This window comes from Rhodococcus sp. H-CA8f (genome assembly GCF_002501585.1).
Lineage (GTDB): Bacteria > Actinomycetota > Actinomycetes > Mycobacteriales > Mycobacteriaceae > Rhodococcus_F > Rhodococcus_F erythropolis.
The window spans coordinates 892840-917599 of record NZ_CP023720.1 but is presented as its reverse complement, the minus strand read 5'-3'; the positions used below and the strand labels follow the sequence as shown (position 1 = coordinate 917599).

Annotated in this window: 21 protein-coding genes; 11 read left to right on the top strand and 10 right to left on the bottom strand. The window is 62.4% G+C overall.

The window, feature by feature from the left end:
• Positions 1–25: 25 nt before the first annotated feature.
• Positions 26–1177 carry an acyl-CoA dehydrogenase family protein gene (locus CPI83_RS04400; RefSeq protein WP_003940468.1) on the bottom strand — a complete coding sequence of 384 codons (1152 nt, stop codon included), beginning with the start codon at positions 1175–1177 and terminating at the stop codon, positions 26–28.
• Positions 1178–1377: 200 nt separating this feature from the next.
• Between CPI83_RS04400 and CPI83_RS04395 the strand changes: the two genes are divergently transcribed.
• Genes CPI83_RS04395 through CPI83_RS04385 form a run of 3 tightly spaced genes read left to right on the top strand, consistent with a single transcriptional unit; the run spans position 1378 to position 4500 of the window.
• Positions 1378–2253 (top strand): CoA ester lyase, encoded by an 876-nt coding sequence (locus tag CPI83_RS04395; protein ID WP_047888282.1) that lies wholly within the window; start codon positions 1378–1380, stop codon positions 2251–2253.
• A complete protein-coding gene (locus tag CPI83_RS04390) occupies positions 2250–3248 on the top strand; it encodes a MaoC family dehydratase (protein WP_047888283.1) in 999 nt (332 codons plus the stop codon). Before CPI83_RS04395 ends, CPI83_RS04390 begins: the two co-directional genes overlap by 4 nt.
• Positions 3249–3279: 31 nt before the next feature.
• Positions 3280–4500, top strand: coding sequence for a CoA transferase (locus CPI83_RS04385; RefSeq protein ID WP_097386845.1), 1221 nt, complete (start codon positions 3280–3282; stop codon positions 4498–4500).
• A 66-nt stretch (positions 4501–4566) separates the two neighbouring features.
• On the opposite strand, the gene CPI83_RS04380 is transcribed toward CPI83_RS04385, so the two are convergent.
• Positions 4567–5724 (bottom strand): acyl-CoA dehydrogenase family protein, encoded by a 1158-nt coding sequence (locus tag CPI83_RS04380; RefSeq protein WP_020970861.1) that lies wholly within the window; start codon positions 5722–5724, stop codon positions 4567–4569.
• A gap of 195 nt (positions 5725–5919) precedes the next feature.
• Between CPI83_RS04380 and CPI83_RS04375 the strand changes: the two genes are divergently transcribed.
• The 5 genes from CPI83_RS04375 (at position 5920) to CPI83_RS04355 (ending at position 12123) form a co-directional block, all read left to right on the top strand.
• The gene (locus CPI83_RS04375) at positions 5920–7383 is read left to right on the top strand and encodes an MFS transporter (protein WP_176450530.1); all 1464 of its coding nucleotides are present in this window, start codon (positions 5920–5922) and stop codon (positions 7381–7383) included.
• A gap of 134 nt (positions 7384–7517) precedes the next feature.
• Entirely contained in the window at positions 7518–8648 is a 1131-nt protein-coding gene (locus CPI83_RS04370) for a thiolase family protein (RefSeq protein ID WP_047888285.1), read from the top strand.
• A 54-nt stretch (positions 8649–8702) separates the two neighbouring features.
• Complete coding sequence (locus tag CPI83_RS04365) at positions 8703–9467, top strand: SDR family NAD(P)-dependent oxidoreductase (protein WP_007729494.1); 765 nt, start codon at positions 8703–8705, stop codon at positions 9465–9467.
• Between the two features lie 41 nt (positions 9468–9508).
• On the top strand, positions 9509–11164 hold the full coding sequence (locus tag CPI83_RS04360) for an AMP-binding protein (protein ID WP_029256319.1): 1656 nt from the start codon (positions 9509–9511) through the stop codon (positions 11162–11164).
• The gene (locus CPI83_RS04355; RefSeq protein ID WP_046379330.1) at positions 11161–12123 is read left to right on the top strand and encodes a nitronate monooxygenase family protein; all 963 of its coding nucleotides are present in this window, start codon (positions 11161–11163) and stop codon (positions 12121–12123) included. The genes CPI83_RS04360 and CPI83_RS04355 overlap by 4 nt, the downstream gene beginning before the upstream one ends.
• On the opposite strand, the gene CPI83_RS04350 is transcribed toward CPI83_RS04355, so the two are convergent.
• From CPI83_RS04350 to CPI83_RS04325, 6 genes are read right to left on the bottom strand one after another with little or no spacing between them, the layout of a single operon-like run.
• Positions 12120–13031 (bottom strand): LysR family transcriptional regulator, encoded by a 912-nt coding sequence (locus CPI83_RS04350; RefSeq protein WP_042952988.1) that lies wholly within the window; start codon positions 13029–13031, stop codon positions 12120–12122. The genes CPI83_RS04355 and CPI83_RS04350 overlap by 4 nt on opposite strands.
• 3 nt (positions 13032–13034) lie before the next feature.
• Positions 13035–13937, bottom strand: coding sequence for a LysR family transcriptional regulator (locus CPI83_RS04345; protein WP_019745405.1), 903 nt, complete (start codon positions 13935–13937; stop codon positions 13035–13037).
• A 30-nt stretch (positions 13938–13967) separates the two neighbouring features.
• A complete protein-coding gene (locus CPI83_RS04340) occupies positions 13968–14780 on the bottom strand; it encodes an enoyl-CoA hydratase-related protein (protein WP_020970866.1) in 813 nt (270 codons plus the stop codon).
• Positions 14777–15538: a crotonase/enoyl-CoA hydratase family protein gene (locus CPI83_RS04335; protein WP_042952989.1), complete on the bottom strand. Its 762-nt coding sequence runs from the start codon at positions 15536–15538 to the stop codon at positions 14777–14779. Before CPI83_RS04335 ends, CPI83_RS04340 begins: the two co-directional genes overlap by 4 nt.
• 37 nt (positions 15539–15575) lie before the next feature.
• Positions 15576–16622 (bottom strand): MBL fold metallo-hydrolase, encoded by a 1047-nt coding sequence (locus CPI83_RS04330; protein WP_097386844.1) that lies wholly within the window; start codon positions 16620–16622, stop codon positions 15576–15578.
• On the bottom strand, positions 16619–18178 hold the full coding sequence (locus CPI83_RS04325) for a long-chain-fatty-acid--CoA ligase (RefSeq protein ID WP_046379331.1): 1560 nt from the start codon (positions 18176–18178) through the stop codon (positions 16619–16621). Before CPI83_RS04325 ends, CPI83_RS04330 begins: the two co-directional genes overlap by 4 nt.
• A 187-nt stretch (positions 18179–18365) precedes the next feature.
• Here CPI83_RS04325 and CPI83_RS04320 point away from each other — a divergent pair, with 187 nt between their 5' ends.
• Complete coding sequence (locus CPI83_RS04320) at positions 18366–19310, top strand: LysR family transcriptional regulator (RefSeq protein ID WP_021345613.1); 945 nt, start codon at positions 18366–18368, stop codon at positions 19308–19310.
• Here the strand turns inward: CPI83_RS04320 and CPI83_RS04315 are convergent.
• Positions 19244–20134 (bottom strand): LysR family transcriptional regulator, encoded by an 891-nt coding sequence (locus tag CPI83_RS04315; RefSeq protein WP_020970870.1) that lies wholly within the window; start codon positions 20132–20134, stop codon positions 19244–19246. The genes CPI83_RS04320 and CPI83_RS04315 overlap by 67 nt on opposite strands.
• A gap of 181 nt (positions 20135–20315) precedes the next feature.
• Here CPI83_RS04315 and CPI83_RS04310 point away from each other — a divergent pair, with 181 nt between their 5' ends.
• A complete protein-coding gene (locus CPI83_RS04310; RefSeq protein WP_097386843.1) occupies positions 20316–21986 on the top strand; it encodes a chitobiase/beta-hexosaminidase C-terminal domain-containing protein in 1671 nt (556 codons plus the stop codon).
• 50 nt (positions 21987–22036) lie between these two features.
• Here the strand turns inward: CPI83_RS04310 and CPI83_RS04305 are convergent, their stop codons facing one another.
• Positions 22037–23227 carry an acyl-CoA dehydrogenase family protein gene (locus CPI83_RS04305; protein WP_097386842.1) on the bottom strand — a complete coding sequence of 397 codons (1191 nt, stop codon included), beginning with the start codon at positions 23225–23227 and terminating at the stop codon, positions 22037–22039.
• 310 nt (positions 23228–23537) lie between these two features.
• Here CPI83_RS04305 and CPI83_RS04300 point away from each other — a divergent pair, with 310 nt between their 5' ends.
• The gene (locus tag CPI83_RS04300; RefSeq protein ID WP_097386841.1) at positions 23538–24758 is read left to right on the top strand and encodes an acetyl-CoA C-acetyltransferase; all 1221 of its coding nucleotides are present in this window, start codon (positions 23538–23540) and stop codon (positions 24756–24758) included.
• The last annotated feature ends 2 nt before the right edge of the window (positions 24759–24760 follow it).

Here is a 24760-nt window from a genome sequence, read left to right as displayed (position 1 = left end):
ATGATCCTACTTGCTCACCGGTCCGTCACAGACCGCCGCGGGCAACCAGTTGCGAAACGATCACGTTGCGCTGAATTTCGTTGGTTCCCTCCCCGACGATCATCAGTGGCGCATCACGGAAATACCGCTCGACGTCGTACTCCGTCGAGTAGCCGTAACCGCCGTGAATGCGGACGGCGGACAACGCGATTTCCATCGCCACCTCGGAGGCGTACAGCTTGGCCATGCCTGCCTCCATGTCGCACCGCTCGCCGCTGTCGTACATCTGTGCCGCGTGCCACGTCAGCTGCCGTGCGGCCGTCAGCTTAGTTGCCATGTCGGCGAGGTAATTGCCGATCGACTGGTGCTTCCAGATCGGCTGGCCGAAGCTCTCGCGCTGCTGCGCGTACGCAAGTGAATCCTCGAGTGCGGCCGTGGCGACGCCCAGTGCACGGCAAGCCACCTGGATACGGCCGGTCTCGAGCCCCTTCATCATCTGCCCGAAACCCTTTCCGGGAGTACCGCCCAGAATGGCCGACTCGGAGATGCGGTAATTGTCGAAGGACAGTTCACAACTCTCGACGCCCTTGTATCCGAGCTTCGGGAGGTCGCGGGACACGGTCAGCCCTTCGCCGTGCTCGACGAGAACGATCGAGATGCCCGCATGACGAGGGCTTGCGCTGGGATCGGTCTTGCACAGCAAGGCGATCACGCCGGACCGGCGGGCATTGGTGATCCATGTCTTGGCGCCGTTGACGACCAGATCTGTGCCGTCGCTCTTGGCATTGGTCGTCATGGCCTGCAGATCGGAACCACCGCCGGGCTCGGTGAGGGCCATCGTTGCCCGGATCTCGCCGGTTGCCATTCGCGGCAGGTACTTCACCTTCTGCTCTTCGGTACCGAACAGCGAGATGAGCTTGGCGACCACTGTGTGTCCACCCATCGCTCCTGCCAGGGACATCCATCCGCGCGACAGTTCCTGCGTCACCTGCGCATAACAGGGCATGGACACCGGTGATCCGCCGTACTCCTCGGGAATCGCGAGGCCGTAGATCCCGATCTGCTTCATCTGATCGATCCACTTCTCGGGATACTCGTTCGCGTGCTCCACCTCCTGGACCGTGGGCTTGACCTCTCGGTCGACGAACCGGCGCACGGTTTCGATCAGGAATGTCTCTTCGTCGTTGAGCTTGAGCATGAATCCGCCTCGACTTGAAATAAGTTTGTACGGCCATATTTCGATATTGTTCGCGCAATGTCAATACCGCGCCTTGACATCGATACGCAGCAACTGCCAGCATCGAGGCAGTTCGCTGCACATCAACGCCGTTCACGGCAGCACATCTATTTCGCAACTGGCCGTACATTTGATCACCAGATCGAGGTAATCGACACACTATGGACGAGAACCACTACCGCGCGACCAGACGCCGCGCGTCCCTGGTCGCTCCGGGTTCAGACGAGCGCAAGGCCCGCAAGGCACTCTCTTCGAACGCAGACGAGGTGATTCTCGACCTCGAAGATGCCGTCACTTCGGCGAACAAGGACCTTGCGCGAACCCTCGTGAGCTCCTTGGTGCACGAGTTCGGTAAGGCGCGCACCATCTCGGTCCGAATCAACGGCCTCACCACACCATGGGCCCGCGACGACCTGATCGCCTGCGGCACCCTCGGAGAATCGCTGACGAGCGTGATCGTCCCGAAGGTCGAGTCCGCCGACGAACTCCTCGAGGCCGAGCACATCCTCTTCGCTGCCGGTGGGCACCACACCACCCTGCAAGCCCTGATCGAAACTCCGCTCGGCGTCCAGAATGCCGACTCCATCGCCCGCGCGACTCCTCGTCTGCAGGCCGCGATCATCGGATACGCAGATCTCGGTGCAGCGCTGGGTCGCTCACGCTCGGCACTGCCCGAACACTGGCTTGCCGTCCAGGACAGAATCCTGATCGCCTGCCGCGCAGCCGGCGTCGCCGCCATCGACGGACCCTTTCTCGGCATCACCGACGACGACGCCTTCCGCCGCGCCGCGCACTGGACCAGCGCTCTCGGGTTCGACGGTAAATGGGTCATCCACCCGGCGCAGATCGACTCGGCCACTACCGCATTCACTCCTTCGGACGACGCCGTCGATGACGCCAGACGGGTGTTGACCGCACTCGAAGAAGCCGAAACCCTGGGTTCCGGCGCCGCCCAGCTCGACGGCCAAATGCTCGACGAAGCAGTGGCCGTGGCAGCGCGTCGTACGCTTGCCCGGGCCGAAGGAGTCACCGTATGAGCGAGCACTACGTAGGAGGACCGTACTTCGACGAACTCACCCACGGTCAGATCTTCGACGAAGCACCAGCGGTGACGTTGACCAGTGGACTCGCCGCCTCCCATCAGGCGATCCTCGGTGACCGCATGCGCTTGCCTCTCGACGCACACCTGTCGTCGAGCGTCACAGGTTCCGCTGCACCAGTGGCGAATCCAGGACTGGTCACCGACGTCGCCATCGGCCAGTCAACCGTGGTCACACACCACGTCAAGGCAAACCTCTTCTACCGTGGACTGCGATTCCACCGTTTCCCGGTACTCGGTGACACCCTGTACACGCGCACCGAGGTTGTCGGTCTACGCGAGAACTCGGCCAAGCCGGGACGCGGCGCCACCGGACTTGCCGCGCTACGGATGACGTCCGCTGATCAGAATGGCAACACGGTCCTCGACTTCTACCGCTGCGCCATGCTCCCACTGAGCCCCGACCCGATCGAGACGAGAACTCGCCACGCCGACGACCTCTCCGTGATCGGTCCGTCCGAACCGGCGCCGTACGTATCACCTGACGGTTGGGACCTCGACACATATCGAGATCGGGTACCCGGCAGGCACTTCGAGTCGGATTTGGTGGGCTCGGTATTCCGTAGCAGCGGCGACGTCGTCACCAGTGCACCCGAACTTGCCCGGCTGAGCTTGAACATCGCAGCGACGCACCACGACGATCGCGTCGGCACCCACGGTCGCCTCGTCTACGGCGGCCACACCATCGGAATTGCACTTGCCCAGGCAACTCGCGCTCTGCCCAATGTGGTGACGGTTCTCGGATGGCACTCGTGCGATCACACCGGGCCCGTTCACGAGGGCGACACCCTCACGAGCGAACTGCACGTCGAAAGTTCGTCGCCCCTCGAACACGGAACCGCAGTGCAACTGCGTTCGCTCGTGTTCTCCCACAATGCTTCTGCAACACAGACTCCGGTTCTCGACTGGCGTTTCACCGTGTTGATGGCATGATCGCACACTCTTCTACCACGGAGGATCACAGATGACTCAGACCCAAGGCCCGCTGTCCGGGCTTCGCATCGTCGAGGTCTCGAGCTTTGTCGCCGCACCCCTGTGCGGACTGACTCTCTCCCAGCTCGGCGCCGAGGTGATCCGGATCGACCCGATCGGAGGTGCCTCCGATTACAAACGCTGGCCCGTCACCGACACGGGTGAAAGCATCTACTGGACCGGACTCAACAAAGGCAAACGGTCACTGTCAGTGGACATGCGCGCCGAGCGCGGTCAAGAACTGATTCGCCAACTGGTCACGGCTCCGGGACCTGGCGGCGGAATCCTGGTCACCAATGCCGGCGGTCGCACCTGGATGAGCCACGACTCCCTGGCCCAGTTGCGTAGCGACGTCATCACCCTCGAGGTTCTCGGACGCCGCGACGGCAGCCCCGGGGTCGACTACACGGTCAACGCCGCGTTGGGATTTCCACAGATCACCGGCCCCGCCGACTACGCCGGAGTTGTCAACCACGCACTGCCCGCCTGGGACGTCGCCTGCGGGCTCTATGCCGCCCTGTCGATCACTGCCGCAGTGCGCCAACGTGACTCGACCGGACACGGCACGCAGATCACGCTGCCACTCGAAGACGTCGCATTGGCCACCGCAGGAACACTCGGCTACCTCACCGAAGTACAAGTGAACGGTCGCAGTCGCGAGTCCGGCGGAAACGCCGTCTACGGCACGTACGGAATCGATTTCGTCTCCAGCGACAACGAACGGTTCATGATCGTTGCACTCACTACTCGGCATTTCCGTGACCTTGCGTCGGTCACCGGCACCACGGCGGCTGTCGACGCCGTCGAAGGTGCCCTCGGAGCCGACTTCTCCACCGAAGCGGATCGCTACCGTCATCGAGAGGTACTCACTGCTCTGTTCTCACATTGGTTCCGGGAACACAGCGGCGCCGAGATCGCTGCAGCGCTGGACACATCGTCGGTTCTGTTCGAGAGGTACCGCAGTTTCGATGAAGTGGTGAATTCCGGTGAACTGGAGAACAACCCGATGTTCTCCGCACTCGATCAGCCTCGAATCGGAAGTTATCTGGCTGCCGCGAACCCAGCCTCGTTCGACGGCGCACACCTGAGCACCGGACCGGCCTCCGAGGTCGGCGGCGATTCGATTGCGGTGCTCGCGGATGTCCTCGGAACCACTGCTGATCACGCTTCGGCACTGATCGCGGACGGCATCGTCGGCGTTCCGGCGAACTGATCTACCTGGAACATGTTTTCGGCCTCGGAACAAATGTTCCGAGGCCGAAAACATGTCGAGAGTGCGTCAGAGACCAAGATCCTTCGCGATGATGGTCTTCATGACTTCACTTGTGCCACCGTAGATTCGTGTGACACGCGTGTCTGCGTAAAGACGCGCGATGGGATACTCGGTGATGTAGCCGTACCCGCCGTGCAATTGGAGGCACTTGTCGATAACTCGGCCTGCTGCCTCGGTGCAGAACAGTTTCGCCTTCGCGGCGTCGGGAATCGTCAGAGTGCCGCGGTCATGACATTCGAGTGCGTTGTCGGACACCAGCTGGATGGCATCAACCTCGGTAGCACATTCGGCCAGAACGAATTTGGTGTTCTGGAATGCCGCGACGGGCTTACCGAACACCTTGCGGTCTTTGACGTAGTCGATGGCAAAGCGAAGCGCTGCACTGGCAGTGGCGGCCGCTCCGAAAGCGATGGTCAACCGCTCCTGAGCCAGGTTGTGGGTCAGATAGCTGAATCCGTCGCCCTCTTCTCCGAGCCGGTCCTCGACGGGCACCTGTACGTCGACAAACGAAAGCTCCGCAGTGTCGGAGGTCTTGAGACCGATCTTGTTGATCTTGCGCCCCACCGAGTATCCGGGCGACGACGTGTCGACCACCAGGATCGACAACCCGGTGCGTCGGTTCTCCGCTGTGCTCGGCGCGGTGCGGCACACTACCAGGACGCGATCGGCAAGTACCCCGCCGGTGATGAACGTCTTGGAACCATTGACCACGTAGTGCGTACCGTCCTCCGACAGCTTGGCCGTCGTCGCGATGTTCGCCAGATCCGACCCTGTTCCCGGTTCGGTCATCGCAATCGCGAACATCAGATCGCCGGAGGCGAAGCCCGGCAACCAGCGGCTCTTCTGCTCGTCGTTCGCGTACTCGAGCAGGTAGGGCAGGATCAGGTTCGTATGCACCGACTGCGAGCCGAAAGACGCCCCGGCGGCAGCAACCTCCTCGGCGACGACGACGTTGAACTTGAGCGACTTCTCGCCGCCTCCGCCGTATTCCTCCGGCACCTGAATTCCGAGTACGCCAAGCTCTCCGAGTCGTCGGTAGAAGTCACGGGGCGGGTGACCGTCCTCTTCCCACTTCTCGTGGACCGGGGTTACTTCCTTCGCGATGAAATCGCGGACGGTAGCCCGGAATGCCTCGTGATCCTCGTTGAACACGGTGCGCTGCATGTATGAACTCCAGTCGGTCAAGGGAACAGGGTGATCCTGATCTCACCTTGCCTCAACGTTCCGTATTCGATCCAACACTCATCGGCTATGCGTCCGATAGGGCGTACCAATATGGCCTGACCTGCGATACATAGGCAACCGCTATCGTTCCGATCATCGACGCGACATTGCTCAAAGTGATCCAGAACACGTTGAATGGGTCAGCCGGCAAACACAACACCACCGATCGCTTCGAGGCCGCGCTTCGAGCACGATCGCATCCGCCCACCAGTCTCGAAGGGACGCCACGTGACCCCCATCGCGCCACAGCGTAACGACGTCCAGCCCGAAGCAACAGCAACGCCAGATTCGTCAGCAGTCCCCGTCTTCGGTACCCGCAAGCGTGCGTGGACGATGACCGGGCTCGTCGTCTTCCTCTACATCGTCAACTACGCGGACAAAGCAGTCCTCGGAATCATCGCTCAGCCCCTCGCTCGCGAGCTCGGACTGAAGTCTTCGCAAATCGGCATGGTCGGCTCGCTGTTCTTCCTGATGTTCTGCATCGGCGGATTTCTCGCCGGACCGCTCAACAAGTACCTGACCCTACGTTGGGCTCTGTTGATCCTGGCCGCAATCTGGTCCGTGGTCATGCTCCCCCTCGTTCTCGGTGCCAGCCTCGCGATGTTGATCGTCTCGCGCATGCTCCTCGGATTTGCCGAAGGCCCCAGCTCGGCGCTGATGCACACCGCCGCGTACTCGTGGCACCCGCCGGCCAAGCGCGGCCTTCCCGGTGCAATGCTCGCCGGATCCGCCTCCGTCGCGAAGATCGCCCTCGCGCCCGTACTGACCTTCATCGCCGTTCACTACGGCTGGCGCGCAGCGGTTCTCTCGCTCTCTGTCCTCGGACTCGTGTGGATGGGTTGCTGGCTGGCCGGTTGGTCCGAAGGCCCGTACACGAGCAAGGCCGTCAAGGCGACCAAGACTGCAGATACAGAAGCAACCGAGGCGACCGGGACGGCAACGAAGGCAGTCACCGAGCCCAACGTTCCGTGGCGCAAGATCCTGCTCTCCCGCACCTTCGTCAGCTGCTGCTTCCTCATCGCCACCATCTACGCACTGACCACCGTCGTTCTCACCTGGTTGCCGTCGTACTTCGAGGTCGGCCTCGGATACAGTGCGATGCAAGCCGGTTCGATGTTCGCACTGCCCTCGATCGTCGGCCTCGTCCTCATGATCACCTCCGGTTCCGTCACGGACAAGTTGATCGGCCGCGGCTTCACCTCTCGCACGGTTCGCGTCATCGTTCCCTGCGTCGGCGTTCTGATCTGCGGATCGATTCTCCTGTTCCTGCCACAGATCTCCACTCCCATCGTCGCTGTCGCCATGGTCTCGATCGGCTACGGATTCTCGGCAATCACCTTCCCGCTCATCAACGCTGCGATCTCCGAACTGTGCCCGCCGCAGCAGACTGCAGGCACCATGGGATTCTTCCTCGCCATCATGTCGATCGGCGGCCTGATTGCTCCCTACGCAACGGGAGTCATCGTGGACAACGCAGCAACCCCGGCCGACGGTTACGCCCAGTCCTTCCAGGCAATCGGCATCATCGGAGTCGTCGCCGCGGTTCTGGTCCTCGTCTTCGCCAATCCCGAGCGCGATCGCAAGCTCATCCGCGGCTGAATGCTCCACGTATAGCCATTCGCTAACAAAGCCATTCACCGAAAGACATTGCCGGGTCGACCCGCTCGTGATCGACTCGAGGCACGCCCCGACCGCACAATCGCAACACCGGGCACGAACAGCAGGAGAGATACATGCGAGATGCCGTCATCGTCGACGCAGTACGTACACCGATCGGCCGTCGAGGACGCGCCCTCTCGGAGATCCATCCGGCCGAACTGTCCGCACATGTACTGCGTGCACTCGCTGAACGGACCGGACTCGACGCGGCCACGGTCGACGACGTGATCTGGGGATGCGTCAGTCAGGTCGGCGAACAGGCCGGAAGCATCGCCCGCACAGCGGCACTCGCCGCCGGCTGGCCCGACAGCGTTCCCGGCGTCACACTGACCCGGGCCTGCGGATCGAGCCAGCAGGCAGTTTCCTTTGCTGCCGCCACCGTCATCTCCGGTCAGAACGACGTGGTCGTAGCCGGAGGCGTCGAATCGATGTCGCGAGTTCCGATGGGAACCGCCAGCAAGAACGGTGAGCATTTCCCGCCTTCGGTACTCGAACGCTACGGTGTGGACAGTTTCAGCCAGGGGACCGGCGCCGAGATGATGGCCCGGAAATGGGCACTCACACGAACGGCTCTGGACGAATATTCCCTCCGCTCACACGAGCTCGCGGCCAGCGCCACCGATGCTGGAGCATTCACCGGGCAGATCACTCCGATCGCCGGGTTGTCCCAGGACGAAGGCATTCGGCGAGGTGGAAGTCTGGAGTCGCTCGCGAAGTTGCCCCCGGCCTTCGACGCCGACGGTGTCATCCACGCCGGCAACTCTTCGCAGATCTCCGACGGGGCGGGCGCCACACTCGTCACGACCAGCGAGTACGCCCGGGCACGCGGTTGGAAGCCGCTCGTTCGTATTCACACCGCAGTGGTCGCAGCCGACGACCCGGTCATCATGCTCACCGGTCCGATTGCCGCCACCGCAAAGGCACTGGACCGCTCCGGATTGTCCATCGACGACATCGGTGCCTTCGAGATCAACGAGGCCTTCGCCCCCGTCCCGCTTGCCTGGCAGGCTGAAACCGGCGCAGCCATCGATCGTGTGAATCCGCTCGGCGGCGCTATCGCGGTCGGCCACCCACTCGGCGGATCAGGTGCGATCTTGATGACTCGCCTGGCACATCACATGCGCGACAACGGAATTCGATACGGTCTCCAGTCGATGTGTGAGGCCGGCGGCATGGCCAATGCGACCATTCTCGAATTGATCTGACCCGACAACGCTTTCGGGCCGACACGTCATCCAGCAGGAAAGAAGAATTGATCCATGAAACTCGAGGGACTTTCCACCGCGATCACCGGCGGCGCTTCAGGTCTCGGCCTGGCAACCGCTCGACGGCTGCTCGACGCCGGAGCGCAGGTCACGTTGATCGATCTGCCTTCGTCCGACGGTAAGCAGGTGGCGGCCGATCTCGGAGCTGCCGCGCAATTCGCCCCGGCCGACGTCACCGACAGCGAACAATTCGCCGAAGCACTCGACGCGGCGCACGAGCGCGGCGGCCTTCGCGGCGTCGTCCACTGCGCGGGTGCCGGGCGTCGCATGCGCATTCTCGACAAGGACGGAAAAGCCGGATCGGTCGAAGATTTCGAGTTCGTCGTCAAACTGAATCTTGTCGGTTCGTTCAACGCACTCCGTCTCGGCGCCGAGCGGATGGCAGAACTCGATGCCGTGGACGGTGAGCGAGGAGCCATCATCATGACGGCGTCGGTCGCAGCATTCGAAGGTCAGATCGGTCAGATCAACTACACGGCGTCCAAAGCCGGCATCGTCGGTATGACGGTCACCGCTGCCCGCGATCTCGCCAGCCGCGGAATCCGCGTCAACACCATTGCTCCCGGCATCATGGACACTCCCCTGCTGGCGCGCCTGCGCGAAGACGTGCGCACGGCCCTCGAAGCCTCGGTTCCCAACCCCTCACGGCTGGGTCGCCCGGACGAGTTCGGCCAGCTGGCCGTCTCGATGCTCGAGAACGGCTATCTCAACGGCGAAACCATCAGACTCGACGGCGCTATCCGAATGGCTCCCCGGTGACGGGCATCAGCGTGATCGCCAATCCACAACTGCGCCACAACATGCACTACCCGGACACCACCATGGCCTACTGGGCACCCAGCATGGCGGCGCTCTACGGTGATCGCCTCGCCGTCGTGGACGGCGAGCGCACATGCACGTTCCGCGAACTCGGTCAGCGCAGTGCACAATTCGCCGGCGCACTGCGGCAGGCCGGGGTCGGCGTCGGCGACGTCGTGTTGCTACATCTCGGGAACTGCGTCGAGTTCCTCCAGGCCTACTACGGCTGCCTGCAGGCCGGGACGACCGTTACATTGGTCAATCCGCTGCAGCCAGAACTTGGACTGCGCAAGCAGATCGAGGAGACGTCCGCCGTTGCTGCGGTCACTCAGAGTTCGCAGCTGCACACACTGCTCGCGGCCTCTTCCGGAACCTCCGTACGTACGATCGTGATGGTCCAGGACACCGAGGGTGCGCTCGACACACCGGAGTCGGTCGTCGCGTTCGACGCCTTCATCGCCGATCTACCCACCGAATTCACCCCTGCCTCCGTCCGAAGCGACGACATCGCACACATCGCGTTCACCGGCGGAACCACCGGAGTATCCAAAGGTGTTCGTGTTCTTCACCGCAACGTCGTCGGCAACATCACGCAGATGTGTGGGTGGAGAACCGGGCACGAGTTGGAGGCAGGTCCTGACGGTCTCGTCACGCCTCGACGCATCGACGGCCTCGACGTGCTCGGTCCGACGCCGGGAACAGGGGCGACCATCGTGGTCTCACCTCTCTTCCACGCACATTCGTTGCTCAACACGTCGTTCCTGTTGATTTCCGGTCTCACCCAGGTATTTGCCGGTCGGTTCGAACCCGGCCGGATGCTCGAGCTGATCGAAAAGCACGAGGCCACCTATCTCACCGGGTCTCCTGCCATGTGGCATGCACTGTCGGTTCATCCCGACGCTACGGTGCGCAACACCGACAGCGTGTGCGTCGTATCTTCGGGCGCTGCCCCGATCGACAGCGTCACGCTCGCCGCACTCCGCCGGGCATTTCCCAAAGCGCTCGTCGTCGAGGGGTACGGGCTGACCGAGGCCACCTGTGTGGTCACGGCAGCTCCGCTGATCAACGGCTCGGAGTACCGGCAGAGCAGCGTCGGCCTCCCGATCTTCGACACCGAAATCCAGATTCGCGATCAGCTGGACCGGAAGACCGTTCTGGGCGAGAACGAACGCGGCGAACTGTGGGTGCGTGGGCCTCAGGTCACCGACGGCTATCTCGGACACCCGGAAACCACCGCAGAACAGTTCGTCGACGGCTGGTTGGACACGGGTGACATCGCGTACCTGGACTCGGACGGATACCTCTTCATCTGTGACCGGGCGAAGGACATGCTCATCTACAAGGGGTACAACGTCTATCCGCGTGAACTCGAAGAGATTCTGGTTTCGCACCCGGCGATCTCGACTGCCGCGGTTGTCGGCCGCGAAGTGGGGAGCAACGGCCAGGAGCCCGTAGCCTTCGTGGTGATGATTCCGGGCGCCGAGTTCGACGCCGAGCAGATCAAGGCGTTTGTCGCCGAGCAGGTGCTGCCGTACAAGAAGATTCGCGAGGTCGTCGAGGTAGAACTCCTTCCGACATCGGCTGCCGGTAAGGTCCTCAAGACCGACCTCCGCTCGAGACTTCTCGAATCCGTCGATCAGAAAGGCGGTTCCAGGTGACGACCTTCGCAGACCTGACGTCGCAACTGCGTGTCCCGGTTCTCGCTTCACCGATGTTCATCATCTCGACTCCTGACCTCGTCATCGCGCAGTGCACCTCTGGGATCATCGGGTCCTTCCCGGCACTGAATGCTCGTCCGCAGTCGGCACTTCGGGATTGGCTCAAACTGATCACCGTCGCTCGTGAGGACCATGATCGTGAGCACCCGGATAATCCGTCGGCGCCATTTGCCGTCAACCTCATCGTCCACCGGTCCAACAACCGCTTGGAAGAGGATCTGGCGACCATCGCCGAGTTCGAGGTTCCGATCGTCATCACGTCCCTCGGCGCTCGCACCGACATCAACGACGCCGTCCACGCATACGGTGGAATCGTTCTTCACGACGTCATCGACAATCGCTTTGCACGCAAGGCGATCGAGAAGGGCGCCGACGGACTGATCGCGGTAGCTGCCGGGGCAGGTGGTCATGCCGGTAGGCAGTCGCCGTTTGCCCTGATTCGGGAGATTCGTGAGTGGTTCGCCGGTCCACTGCTGTTGTCAGGTGCCATCGCTCATGGTGATTCGATTCTCGCTGCGCTCGCGGCCGGAGCCGATTTGGCATACGTCGGATCAGCTTTCATCGCAACCGAAGAGGCTAACGCGGATCCTGCGTACAAGGAGATGATCGTGGGTTCAGGGGCCTCCGACATCGTCTATTCCAACCTGTTCACCGGAGTACACGGAAACTACCTGCGGGGCAGCATCGTTGCCGCCGGCTTGGACCCCGACAACCTAGCCGAATCCGATCCTTCCGCAATGAGTTTCGCGACCACCGACACCGATACCAAGGCGTGGCGTGACATCTGGGGCGCCGGACAGGGCATCGGAGCGATCGACGCCGTACTTCCGACGCATGCAGTAGTAGAGCGTCTCGCCGCCGAGTACGCTGCCGCTCGAGAACGCATCTGCCGACTCTAGTGCTGTGACCGGTGTTCGTCGGACAGGTACTCGTCGGACAGGTACTCGTGGATCAGGTTCACGAATACCTGTCCCACCGGCGACAACGTCGAGGGGTCGAAGGCGAGACCGTACGCACGCAGGAATCTCGGCTCGCAGGCCCGTTCCACGACCTGACCAGGCATCGATTTCGCCACCGAGCGCTCGACCAACGAACCGCCGAGGCCGGCGATGACCATCGGGAGCCGTGACTCCCGTTGCTCGGTCACCACCGCGAGTTCCGTTCTGGTACCGGCCTTTCGGATCGAATCTTCGATCGCGTCGCCCATCGCTGCCCCGCGAGGAACGAATACCATGGGAATGTCCGGCATTTCCGAAAGGCGTACCGGCCCCTCGGGTAGTTCGGTTCCCGCCGGGTAGACCAGGCGGTACTCCTGCTCCCCCAATTCGACGATCTCGAGCCCTTCGCCCGCTTCGAGAGGCAGATGAGCCACCGCGAATTCACAGTGGCCGTCCCTGATGAGACTTTCCAGATTGTCCTCACGCTCGAGTTCCGAAAATCTGACTCGTGCTTGCGGATACCGTCGACAGAACTCCGCAATCAGATCGACGATCGTCCCCGAGGTCAGTGCAGGGAAAGCCATGATGTCGAGGCGACCGACGATGGCGCCATCGGATGCCGTCAACTGTTCAGCCGCCGCAGCTACGTCTCGCAAAACCTGTCGACTCGGGCCGACCAGGCTGCGACCGGCCGCACTGAGGACCATGCCGCGCCCGATGCGATGGAAAAGCCGCACTCCCAGTTCACGTTCGAGCCCGCGCAACGCTTGTGACACGGTCGGCTGAGCAACGCCCAAAGCAGCTGCGGCGCCGTTGATCCCCTTGTTTTCGACGACCGCGAGGAAGTACTCCATCTGCCGGAACTCCACAGTTCACTCCTCTTCCTTGGACGGAACGGCGGAGGTGGCCATTTCCGCAGCCGTCGCGATGAATGCAGCGGCTGCCGGGGATTGCTCGCCCGAGCGATAGACGATGCCGACGTCGCGTGTCAGCGGCGGGTCGAAGGAGAAGGCGCAGACGTCTGTCATCTGCTGTTGCGCAACCCTTCTCGGCACGACAGTGGCGCCAATTCCGCGGCGAACCAGTTCCCACGTCGTCACTGGGTGAACACAGTCCACGACTACATTCTCGGCGCCTTCGCTGAGTAGACCCCGGAACTGATTCGATTGATCACCGAGATCGACCACCAGCGGCAAACTGTGCAAGAGCGTTCGCGGAACCGGATCCGCCAACGGCGTTGCAAGCCGCCCGGACAACGACGCATGGGTGGCGAGTACCAACTCCTGAGCGGCAATCGGAGCCGTGACCAAACCTTCGTACCCGATACTCAGATCGGTGACGCCGACCTCGGCCGACCCTCGCCGTAACGCATTGTCGACCCCGGCCGGGCCGTACGTGTCGAGGACGCGCACGACGATCTTCGGAAAGTTGGCCCGGAATCGACGAACCAACTCGACCATCGGATCGATGGAGAACGCCGAGTACGAGACGACGTCCACCCGGCCGAACTCGAGTTCGCGAACGGCGGTCACTTTCGCCTTCGCGCGCTCGACGTCGGCAAGGATTCTCCTGGCCGCGAGATCGAACGTGCGGCCCGCGTCGGTAAGAACCAACCGTCTGCCGGTCCGGTCGAACAGCGTGGCGCCGAGTCGACGCTCGAGCGTGCGAATTGCCTGTGACAGCGAGGGCTGCGAAATGTAGAGAGCCTGAGCGGCCTTCGTTATCCCACCGTGGTCGACGACAGCGACGAAGTAGGTAACGAAATGCAGATCCACTCATCCATCATACGACCAGCGATCTGACGCTCACTCCACTCGAGTTAGCCCTGGTACGGCCCACTCTCCGGTGAAGACCGGCTCCCGCTTTTCCACGAAGGCACGAACCGCGTCGGTAGCATCCGTCGCAAAATTGACCGCTTGCGCCCTCGCCTCGTTGTCCAAGGCTTCCCGCAACGAGAGTGACGTGTGATGTTCGAGCATGGCGGCAGACTGACTCAGTGCGGCTGGCGGACCGTCAGCGAGCCGCTGCGCAAGCTTCGACGTGTGTTCGTCCAGTTCACCCGGCTCGACCAGATAGGTCACCAGCCCGAGCTCGTAGGCTTCCTGTGCGTCGATCGTCTCGGCGAGCATCACCAGTCGCTTCGCTTGCTGGAGGCCGACCAGTCTCGGCAGGATCCACGAACCCCCGAAGTCGACAGACAACCCCCGTTTGGCGAAGATCTGGCTGAACTTCGCACCCTTGGCTGCTACGACGAAGTCGCAGAGCAACGCCATGTTCCATCCGGCTCCGACGGCAAACCCGTCGACCTTCGCCACCAGAGGCTTGGGAAACTCACCCAGTGCGATGGCCGTTGCGTTGATGACACGCATGCGATCGAGCGGGTGCGACGAGCCGCGTTTGTCCAGATCGGAGCCCGCACAGAAGGTCCCGTCCGCGCCGGTCAGGATCACAGAGCGAATCTGCGAATCCTCTTGAAGTTCGAGGACTGCTTCACGTAGAGCGATCCAGGCGTCGAGATCGAGAGCGTTGCGGCGGTGCGGCCGACACAGAACAATCGTCGCGACAGCACCGTCACGTTCGATGCTTACGGCCGCGCGCTCGATCGTCTCGGCACTCATGAGCCACTCCACACGGGAGAGCGCTTCTCGGCAAACGCCGTTGCACCTTCCTTGGCGTCACGTGAGGTGAAGACCGGATCGATGAATTCGCGTTGCGCGACAAAGGCATCCGGATCAGTGTACTTGGCGGACATTGCCAGTACCTGCTTGGTCGCGCGAACAGCCAGTGGACCGTTTGCCGCTACTCGGGCCGCAAGCTCGCGTGCGACGGTCAGTGCCTGTCCAGGTTCGGCGAGCCGATTGACCAAGCCGTGATGATGCGCCACGGTGGCACTGAGCGGATCCCCGGTGATCGCGATTTCCATGGCCAACTGGTACGGGAGGATCTTGGGCAGACGCAAAAGGCCACCGGCGGCCGCGGCAAGCCCACGCTTCACTTCGGGCAAGCCGAATTTCGCATCCGTGGACGCCACGATCAGATCGGCCGCCAACGCAAGTTCGCACCCGCCGGCGAGGGCCCACCCCTCGACGGCTGCGATCAGCGGCTTCGACGGCGGAGCCTCGGTCAGACCGGCAAAACCACGACCCGGCAGCGATGGCCGTTCCCCGCGCGCAAATCCCTTGAGATCCATACCGGCGCAGAAGGTTCCACCGGATCCGGTCAGAATACCGATGGTGAGGTCGGACCTGTTCTCGAACTCGTCGATGGCGGCAGCCAAGGCTTCGGCAAGTTCGAGATTGACCGCGTTCTTGGCCTCGGGACGATTGAGGGTGATGACGGCAACGCCGTCGGCGAAGTCGGTGAGCACGACGCTCATGTTCGGTTCCTACTTCCGTGATGAGATTCTTGAAAGGTCACTGCGCGCGAATGCTCCAGCGCACGGGTGTGCCGCCGGACGGTGTCACGATCTCCCGCTTGGCCAAAACAACGAGATGAGCATGGGTTTCGCGGACTGCCAAGCGAAGTAGTCGCGGCGACATCTGTTCGAACGGGCGAGACCAGGAGATCGTGCGTGAGAGTTCCCAGGCCGTGGATTCGGGCTCATCCTGAACCGCAGCCACGATCTCCGCCAATCGCTCCTCGTGGTGCCCCATCAATTGACGTGCACGATCGGCGATCCCACGGAATCGATATTCATGTGCCGGAAGCACTTCACACTCGCCCAGTGTTGTCGTCGCCTCGAGCGAGAGAAGATAACGATGAAGCGGGTTCTCGAGTTCACCGGGAATCGTGGAGATGTTCGGGCTGATCCTCGGCAGCATGTGATCGCCGCTGAACAACAAGCCTCTGTCCTCTTCCACGAAGCAGAGATGTCCGGGAGTGTGCCCCGGTGTCCACTGAGCCCGGAGATTCCACCCGGGAAGATCGAGTGAATCACCATCTCCCAGAACAATGTCGATGGTTTCGTGCTCAGCGAACCGCACCAGGTCGACCCGAGACGCGTCGAGCACTTCGGCCGGTGCGCCGAGTTCGGACAATTGCAGGTTCCAGCCACTGATGTCGTCGCGGGTCTGCTCGGGACCGTGGTATCCGAGGAGCGTCGCGTCGGCCACGTGCATCGCAAGCGTTGCGCCGCTGACCTGCCGAAGACGCGGCGCCAGACCGAAGTGATCGGGATGCAGGTGCGTGATTGCCGCATAGCGCACTTCGGAAACGTGGTATCCGATCGATGCTATGCCGTCGACGAGAGCCTGCCACGACTGTTCGTGATCCCAACCGACGTCGATGAGGGCAAGTCCGTCGTCGAGCGCGAGTGCGTAGACGAGCACGTAACGCAAAGGGTTGTCCGGCATGGGAACAGGGATCGACCACAGTCCGTCCCGCGCCTGTTCCACCGGTGGAAGGACTTTGTTCGCCCACGCCTCACGTTGTGCGACACCGACGTCTTCGGTCACGATCATGATGCTTCTCCGCTCGCGTTCAGCATGGTCCGCAGGCTCGACTTGAGCAGTTTCCCGCTCGCGTTGCGAGGCAAGGAGTCCACGAAATGGATCTGGCGAGGTTTCTTGTACGACGCCAACTTCGCTGTGCTGAACGCGATCAACTCGTCGACGCTCGGCACGTCGGCACCGTCGACCAGTTTGACCACCGCGGTGACGGATTCACCCCAGCGCTTGTCCGGAACCCCGACCACCGCGACCTCGGCAACCGAGGGGTGTTCGGCCAGAATGGATTCCACCTCGATCGGATAGACGTTCTCACCGCCGGTGATGATCATGTCCTTGAGGCGGTCGGTGACGAACAGATACCCCTCGTCGTCCAAATGGCCGGCGTCGCCTGTTCGGAGAAAGCCGTCCTGAGTGAACAGTTCCGCGGTCTCTCGGTCACGTCGCCAGTACCCGCGAGTGTTGTTTCTGCTGCGCGCAACGATCTCACCGGATTTGTTGGGCGGCAATACCTCACCAGTTGTGACGTCTCGAATGGAGATCTCGACGCCGATCATCGGTTTTCCCGCCGAGCGGAGCAACTCCGAACGCGGACCGCTCACATGATGGTCGAAGGCACGAAGGACGGATACCGAACCCGTTGTCTCGGTCATCCCGTATCGCTGGACGAATTTGCAGTTCAAGACAGTCATCGCATGAGCGAGGAGTGCCGGAGTGATCGGCGACGCCCCATAGGCGACCACCTCCAGGCTGGTCAGATCGAAACTGTCGAGAGTGGGCAGATCTACCAGCGTCTGAATGACGGCAGGCACCAGAAATGCGTGGGTGACGTGGTGAGTCGCGATGGCATCAGCGACCCGAGCCGGCGCCATGTCTCCGAGCAGCACCAATGGCACTCCGGCCGACAAGCACGTACTCATCCAGCCGGCGCCGGCGATGTGAAAGAGGGGAAGTGCGTCGAGTGCGACTGCATTCGAACCGAATTCGTAGACATCGAACCCCTCGGGCTCGTTGTACAGATTCCGGTGCGTGGCCACGACGCCCTTGGGCCGGCCGGTTGTCCCGGACGTGTACAGCTGCAGAACTGCTGCGTCCGGATCGTGCCCATGTCCGGGGTCGACGCCGTTCCCGGAGGCCACGAACTCCGCCCAGGTTCGCGAATCCGGCAGGCCCCCTGCAGCTCCCACGGTTATGACCTCGATCTCCGGCAACGCTGCGGACATCGCCGCCGCCCCCGCGGCGAACTCGTCATCGACGATCAAGACGTCGAGCTCCGCATCCTCGGCGATGTCGACGAGTTCGAGTGGGTTGAGCCGCCAGTTCAACGGGATGAACACAGCGCCTGCCTTCGCACACGCGATGAAGGTTTCCGCACCTTCGAGCCCCATCCGCAGTAGCGCACCGACGCGAGCACCGGCAGCGGTCACTTCTGCCAGCGCGCTCGCCAAGGTACTGGTCTCGCCATCCAGCTCAGCCCATGTCAAAGTTCGGTCGCCGCACGTGATCGCCGGATCGGACGGCCGTGTCGACGCCGAGTGGCGTATCCGGTTGGGTAGGTGAAGCTCGCTCACATCACGCTCCTGTGTTCCAGGTACTCACCGAGCACGAACCGCGGTCGGTGGTACTGGAACAGTCGATCATCGCTATGGCCTGCGCCACAAAGACGAGAAGGCGCACAGAGCCATAGCTGAGACCTATGTCTGCAGGTCGCAGCAAGTCACCGCCGCCAAGGTCCGGTCATCTGGGAGAATTTGCCAGATGCAGGCACCCGGGATGGACATACGCAGCGCGCAGTATCTCGTCGCCGTCGTCGATCACGGCAGCGTCACCGCCGCCGCGGACGTCCTGCGTATCTCGCAACCGTCACTCTCGCAGGCCGTACGCAACCTCGAACGAGCACTCGGAGCCACACTCTTCGAGCGCACCACTCGCGGTCTGGCTCCCACCACAGTCGGACTGGCAATTACCGATTCTGCACGTGCGCTGCTCGCCGACGTTGCTCGGGCCGAAGCCGCGGTGGCCGCAGTAACCGCTCTGCGCGCCGGCGAACTCGCCATAGCTGTTCAGTCCGATCTTGCCATCGACCCTGTCGCAGAGGTCGCCGGACGCCTCCATCTGACGGCGCCCGGAATTCGGTTCTCCACGAACGCCGTCCCGAACGCACAGGACGTGCGCGCGCTGGTCAGAGCGGGCACGTGTGAACTCGGGTTTCTCGAGACCCACCCGGGTACCGATGTCTCCGACGGGCTTCGAGAAATTGCCGTGAGTACCCAGGAAACGGTCTTGTCGATCCCCGTTCGCCTGGCCACAGACCTCCCCGATCCGGTTCCGCGCGCCGTGGTTGCGCGCCTGCCGATGGTGGTCGAGGCATCGACATTTCGGCGCGGGCATTCGATCGACGACGATCTGGAGCTCACCAACGTCGTCGTGGAAGTACCTGATCGCCTTGCCGTCCGGGAAATGGTCGGGCAAGGTGTAGGCGCCGCGCTGCTGCCCAGATCGATCGCCGAACAAGACTCCCCAGCATCTGAGGTTCGCTCGCTTTTCCCACCGATCACGCGGCAGACGATCTTGGTCTACCGCGACGGCCCGCTCTCGCCGGCCGGGTCTGCGTACATCGAGAACGTCTCCACACGTCACAAGCCGTCCACGAACAGCCTGCCCAACGGCGAGAGCGTCTCCGGATCGAACTCGATGCCGTAATTCAGTGAGATCGCCGGCTCCACCGGAAATATCTCCGCGCCGGACGCGACCGATCTCTCGGCCAACGAACGCTCCATGAATGCCATACCCAAACCCGCAAAGACGAACGCGCCGACGGTCTCCCGCTGCGCCAGTTCCGTCGACATCCGAGTCCGGGCCCCGGCGGCCTGCAGAGACGACTCGATGGCAAGCCGAGCCCGCGAGTGTTTGAGCACACCCACCACGGGGAGATCGGGCAAAGCCGTCAATGACACCGGCTCTCCCGCAGCGGGTTTCACACCATTCGGCCAGACGTCAGGATGAACCCCCGACGGCACTGCCAGCCAGTATTCGTTCACCCCGATCACTTTCGTGGACAGCGCCGACATGTCGGGTGGCCAATAGCTGAAGACCACCTCACATGCGCCGTCTGCCAACACCTGCTCAGACGTTGCACCCTGCGGCAGTTCACCGACCCGAACGGTCACAGCAGGCCACCGCTCACGAAAGTCCGCCACGATGCGTGCGATCGGACCTTCGAGACCATGTGCCGCGGAGCAGATGTCGAGCCGCCCACGAGGCTCGTCGGCCGTCCCGGTCGCGACATTGAATGCGGCCGCACTGCTGCGCATCATCTGCCGCGCCGGCCCTACCAACGCCCGACCTGCCGCCGTCAGAACCAAACCGCGACCGACACGGTGAAACAGTTCGACTCCGAGTTCACGCTCGAGACCACGAATACCCTGCGACAGCGACGGCTTGGTGACCGACAGATTCTGCGCAGCGGTCGACAGGGACTCCCCACCGGCAACGGCAAGGAAGTACTCGATCTGACGTAGGTCCACGCCATCGACTTTGCCATAAGCGCAGCCGACAGTACCGCCGGCAAGCGCGGACGGTGTTCATGCACGCTTCACTAGTCGGACATACAGGACACACCTTTTTCTACCCGGCGCCACCTAGCGTAATTGGTCCAGACCAATTACGGATGGGTCTGAACCACCGCGTCGAAGACAAGGAATCCTCGTGAGACGTACGACCATCGCGATAGCAGCCGTGACCGCGGCTCTCGCCGTTCCCGGCATCGCCCCCGCCGAATCCCAAGCCGAACCCAGCTGGGGCAGTTCGTCCTTCGAATGGGGTAGCTCTTCGGGCGAGAACAACACGCCGCCCGCAGCGCCCGGCGTCAGCGTCCCCGGCGGACGGTACGAGCACCCTGTCGATCTGACCTTCACCGCCGAGCGCGGCGCCACTGTCCGCTACACCTTGGACGGAACGACACCCACCACCGACAGCCAAGCTGCCACACCGGGACGTCCGCTGCAGATCGCACAGGACACCAACGTCACTGTCGCCGCTTTCCGCGGCGATCACGCGAGCGCGGCAGTCTCGTTCGGCTACCTGATCAAGACCTCGGAGAAGCCGCTGGCTCAGGTCGTCGTGATGTCCGACGTCCACGTCGGCGACCACGCGAACAACGACCAGAAGTACGAAAGCTTTTTCGACACAATCGGTTCCATCTTCCCGAAACCCGACGCGATCCTCTCCAACGGCGACATGATCAACGACAACGGAGACGGCAAGGGGCCTGACCACAAGATCGTCGCAGAAATCTTCCAGGCAAACCTCGCCAGGAAGGGCATGAACGACACACAACTCCTGATCTCCAACGGCAATCACGATGCAAGTCTCGCGGCAATCAGAGCCGGATATCCGGCGGAGTGGTTCCCGGATTCCGGTGGCGGATACTACGAATCCGATGTCAGCGGTGTCCATCTCTTCACGGTCAACACCGAGACATACAACAATGATTCAGCGCAACGTAATTGGCTGAAGTCCCGCCTGACCGAAATCACCGCGGAGTCCGGGAACCTGACCAAGCCGATCCTGGTCCAGGGACACCGGCCGGCAAGCAACACAGCCATGGACGGCCAGCAGGCGTCGAACCCTCGACTGACCGAAGACTTGAGCGCCTTCCCTCAGGCAATCTTCTTCTCCGGGCACTCACATCTGAACAACAACGACGACCGGTCGATCCATCAGCGTGACTTCACGTCGGTCAACGACGGCTCGATGTCGTACATCGAAATCGATCACGGCTACCAGATGGTGACCGAGTCCGGTCTCGCGAACCGTTTCGAATCACCCACTGCCCAAGCGCTCTTCGTCGAGGTCTACCAGGACCGCACGGAAATCAACCGCATCAACATGGCGGCAGACAAGCACGACATCTACGCCGGTGGCGCGTGGTCAGCCAACTGGCAGCCGCCGTACTCGAGCGCGGGCACGCTGAGCGGTTCGGGGTGGACGGTCGAGCTCGACGGGTCGACCAACCAGCAGATCAAGGACAACTTCCGCTACACCTCGGGCGCACGGAACACGCACGCGCCGGAGTTCACCTCGAGCACTCCGCTCTCGGTGACGACCGGCGAAAACGGTGCGACCGCACTGAGGATCGCGCAGGCCAAGGACGATCAGATGGTGCACCACTACGCCGTCGAGGTCACGGACACAGCCACCGGAGCGAAGGTGGTCTCGTCGAAGGTGCTCTCGGACTTCTACTTCATGCCGCGGCCGAACAGCCTCGACATTCCGATTCCCGATGCCGCAGCGGGCACCGCATACGAAGCCCGTGTCGAAGCCGTTGACGCATACGGCAATCGGTCACCGGTGACAACCCTGGCCTTCACCCGCTGATCCGACACGACGAAGCGGCACCGCGCATGTTCGCGGTGCCGCTTGTCGGCTCAGTTGTAGGTGCGCAACAAGCCCTTGCTGATGATCTGCTTCTGGATGTCGCTGGTGCCTTCACCGATGAGAAGGAACGGCGCCTCACGCATCAACCGCTCGATCTCGTATTCCTTTGAGTAGCCGTATCCACCATGGATACGGAAGCTGTCCTGCGTGACCTCCGAGCAGAATTCACTCGCCAGATACTTCGCCATACCCGCGGCGACGTCGTTGCGCTCACCCGAGTCCTTGAGCCTGGCAGCGTTGACCATCATCAGATGTGCCGCTTCGACTTTGGTGCCCATTTCGGCGATCCGGAACGCGATGGCCTGATGCTCGGCGATCGGCTTGCCGAACGTCTCGCGCTGCTTGGCGTAGGTGACAGCCAGTTCGAAAGCGCGCTGGGCGATTCCGCACGCACGCGCGGCGACGTTGACCCGGCCGACCTCGACGCCGTCCATCATATGCCGAAATCCCAAGCCAGGAATGCCACCGAGGACCTCTTCGGCTCCGATCTCGAAGCCGTCGAAAATCATCTCCGTGGTGTCGATTCCCTTGTAGCCCATCTTCTCGAGCTTGCCCGGAATGGTCAGGCCCGGGAGTACCTCGCCGAAACCTGCGGGCTTCTCGATCAATATCGTCGTCAGATTGTTGTGCGGCTTCTCCGCGCCCTCGTCCGACTTGACGAGGACTGCCACCAACGTCGACGAACCACCGTTGGTCAGCCACATCTTCTGGCCGGTGATCACGTAATCGCCTGACTCCGTATGCTTCGCCTTGGTCGATATGGCAGCAACATCGGAACCCAGGGCCGGTTCCGACATGGAAAATGCGCCGGTGAGTTCCCCGGACGCCAGACGTGGAAGGTACTTCGCCTTCTGTTCCGGCGTCCCGTGCGCGGAGATCATGTGAGCCACGATGAAATGCGTGTTGATGACGCCGGACACGCTCATCCATCCACGGGCCAACTCTTCGACGCACAGCGCGTAGGTGAGCAATGATTCGCCGATACCCCCGTACTCGGGGTCGATGGTCAGTCCGAACAGACCCATGTCCTTCATCTGCTTGACGATGTCGGTCGGGTACGTATCGGAGTGTTCGAGCTCCTGCGCCGCGGGGATGACCACACGATCGACGAACTCGCGTACCGCCCCGACGATGTCGCTCTGGGTCTCGGTCAATCCCGCCGTCTGCGCCAAACGAGTCACTGTTCCACCTGTCTGTCGGTACTTCGTGCTCTCCTGTCGACGAAACTGATTCGACTCCAGGAACTTTCACCCCACCGCGACATGTGTGCGGCAGAGACGCTGCATCCATTCAATCCCCGAACGGTATATGTGTCAAAGTCGATTTCGCATACGAACCGTATGGCGGAAACTATGTCCGAACAGGTCGTTCCTGCTGTTGACAACCGCGCCACGCGTGCTGGATATTCGAGTGGCCAGGTCGCTATGGGGCCCTTCGATCGGCCCGTTCACGCGACGCATTCCCCACCTCTCCTCGAGACAGGCGCATTCCATGCACGACGCAGTCATCTGTGAAGCCGTTCGCACCCCGGTGGGCGGATTCGGCGGAGTCTTCAAGGACGTTCCCGTCACCACTCTCGCCAGCACTGTTGTGCGTGGCCTCGTCGAACGAACCGGCATTGCGTCCACCGATGTCGACGACGTCATCTTCGGTCAGGGTTACGCCAACGGAGAGGCCGCGGCCATCGGACGAATCGCGGCACTCGACGCCGGTCTGGACGTGTCCGTTCCCGGAATACAACTCGATCGCCGTTGCGGTTCGGGATTGCAGGCGATCATCTACGCCGCGATGCAGGTACAGACCGGGATGAGTGATCTGGTCATCGCCGGCGGCGCCGAGAGCATGAGCGGAACCGAGTTCTACTCCACCGATATGCGTTGGGGCACAAAGCGCCCTTCGGTCGAGTTCCACGACCGATTGGCCAAACCGCGCACGAACTCCGGCGGAGTCAACTTCCCGGTCGAAGGCGGCATGATCGAGACCGCCGAGAACTTGCGCCGGGAGTACTCGATCACCCGCGACGAGCAGGACCGATACGCGGTGCGATCGCACGAACGGGCCGTTCATGCCCAGGACAGCGGGTATTTCGACGACGAGACCATTCCCGTTTCGGTGCGCGGGCGCCGTGGTGAGCAGACAGTCGTCACTCGCGACGAGCATCCACGCCGAGGGATTCAGCTGTCCGATCTTGCTGCACTGCGCCCTATTCGAGGTCGAGTCGACCCCGAAGCCACAGTCACCGCCGGAAACGCCTGCGGCCAGAACGACGCCGGAGCCGCGGCCATCGTCACCACTGCGGCCAACGCCGAACGCCTTGGCCTGCGACCGTTCGCGAAACTGGTCAGCTGGGGTGTGGCGGGTGTGGAGCCGAACCGGATGGGCATCGGACCGGTGCCTGCCGTGGCGAAAGCTCTCTCCCGTGTCGATCTGTCGCTCGACGACATCGACCTCATCGAAGTCAACGAGGCATTCGCCGCACAGGTTCTCGCGTGCGCCAAGGCTTGGGGATTGAGCGCGCAGGACATCGAGGAGCGCTTCAACGTCAACGGTTCCGGGATCTCGCTCGGACATCCTGTCGGTGCCACCGGTGGGCGGATCCTCGCCAATCTGCTGCGCGAACTCGACCGGCGCCAGGGACGGTACGGGATCGAGACCATGTGTATCGGTGGCGGACAAGGGATTGCAGCGGTGTTCGAGAACCTGCGACGCTAGAA

Bases quoted from the DNA above. Each gene is read 5' to 3' on its own strand.
- CPI83_RS04400 (WP_003940468.1), bottom strand. From the start codon at position 1,177: ATGCTCAAGCTCAACGACGAAGAGACATTCCTGATCGAAACCGTGCGC.
- CPI83_RS04395 (WP_047888282.1), top strand. From the start codon at position 1,378: ATGGACGAGAACCACTACCGCGCGACCAGACGCCGCGCGTCCCTGGTC.
- CPI83_RS04390 (WP_047888283.1), top strand. From the start codon at position 2,250: ATGAGCGAGCACTACGTAGGAGGACCGTACTTCGACGAACTCACCCAC.
- CPI83_RS04385 (WP_097386845.1), top strand. From the start codon at position 3,280: ATGACTCAGACCCAAGGCCCGCTGTCCGGGCTTCGCATCGTCGAGGTC.
- CPI83_RS04380 (WP_020970861.1), bottom strand. From the start codon at position 5,724: ATGCAGCGCACCGTGTTCAACGAGGATCACGAGGCATTCCGGGCTACC.
- CPI83_RS04375 (WP_176450530.1), top strand. From the start codon at position 5,920: ATGGGTCAGCCGGCAAACACAACACCACCGATCGCTTCGAGGCCGCGC.
- CPI83_RS04370 (WP_047888285.1), top strand. From the start codon at position 7,518: ATGCGAGATGCCGTCATCGTCGACGCAGTACGTACACCGATCGGCCGT.
- CPI83_RS04365 (WP_007729494.1), top strand. From the start codon at position 8,703: ATGAAACTCGAGGGACTTTCCACCGCGATCACCGGCGGCGCTTCAGGT.
- CPI83_RS04360 (WP_029256319.1), top strand. From the start codon at position 9,509: ATGCACTACCCGGACACCACCATGGCCTACTGGGCACCCAGCATGGCG.
- CPI83_RS04340 (WP_020970866.1), bottom strand. From the start codon at position 14,780: ATGAGTGCCGAGACGATCGAGCGCGCGGCCGTAAGCATCGAACGTGAC.
- CPI83_RS04335 (WP_042952989.1), bottom strand. From the start codon at position 15,538: ATGAGCGTCGTGCTCACCGACTTCGCCGACGGCGTTGCCGTCATCACC.
- CPI83_RS04330 (WP_097386844.1), bottom strand. From the start codon at position 16,622: ATGATCGTGACCGAAGACGTCGGTGTCGCACAACGTGAGGCGTGGGCG.
- CPI83_RS04320 (WP_021345613.1), top strand. From the start codon at position 18,366: ATGCAGGCACCCGGGATGGACATACGCAGCGCGCAGTATCTCGTCGCC.
- CPI83_RS04300 (WP_097386841.1), top strand. From the start codon at position 23,538: ATGCACGACGCAGTCATCTGTGAAGCCGTTCGCACCCCGGTGGGCGGA.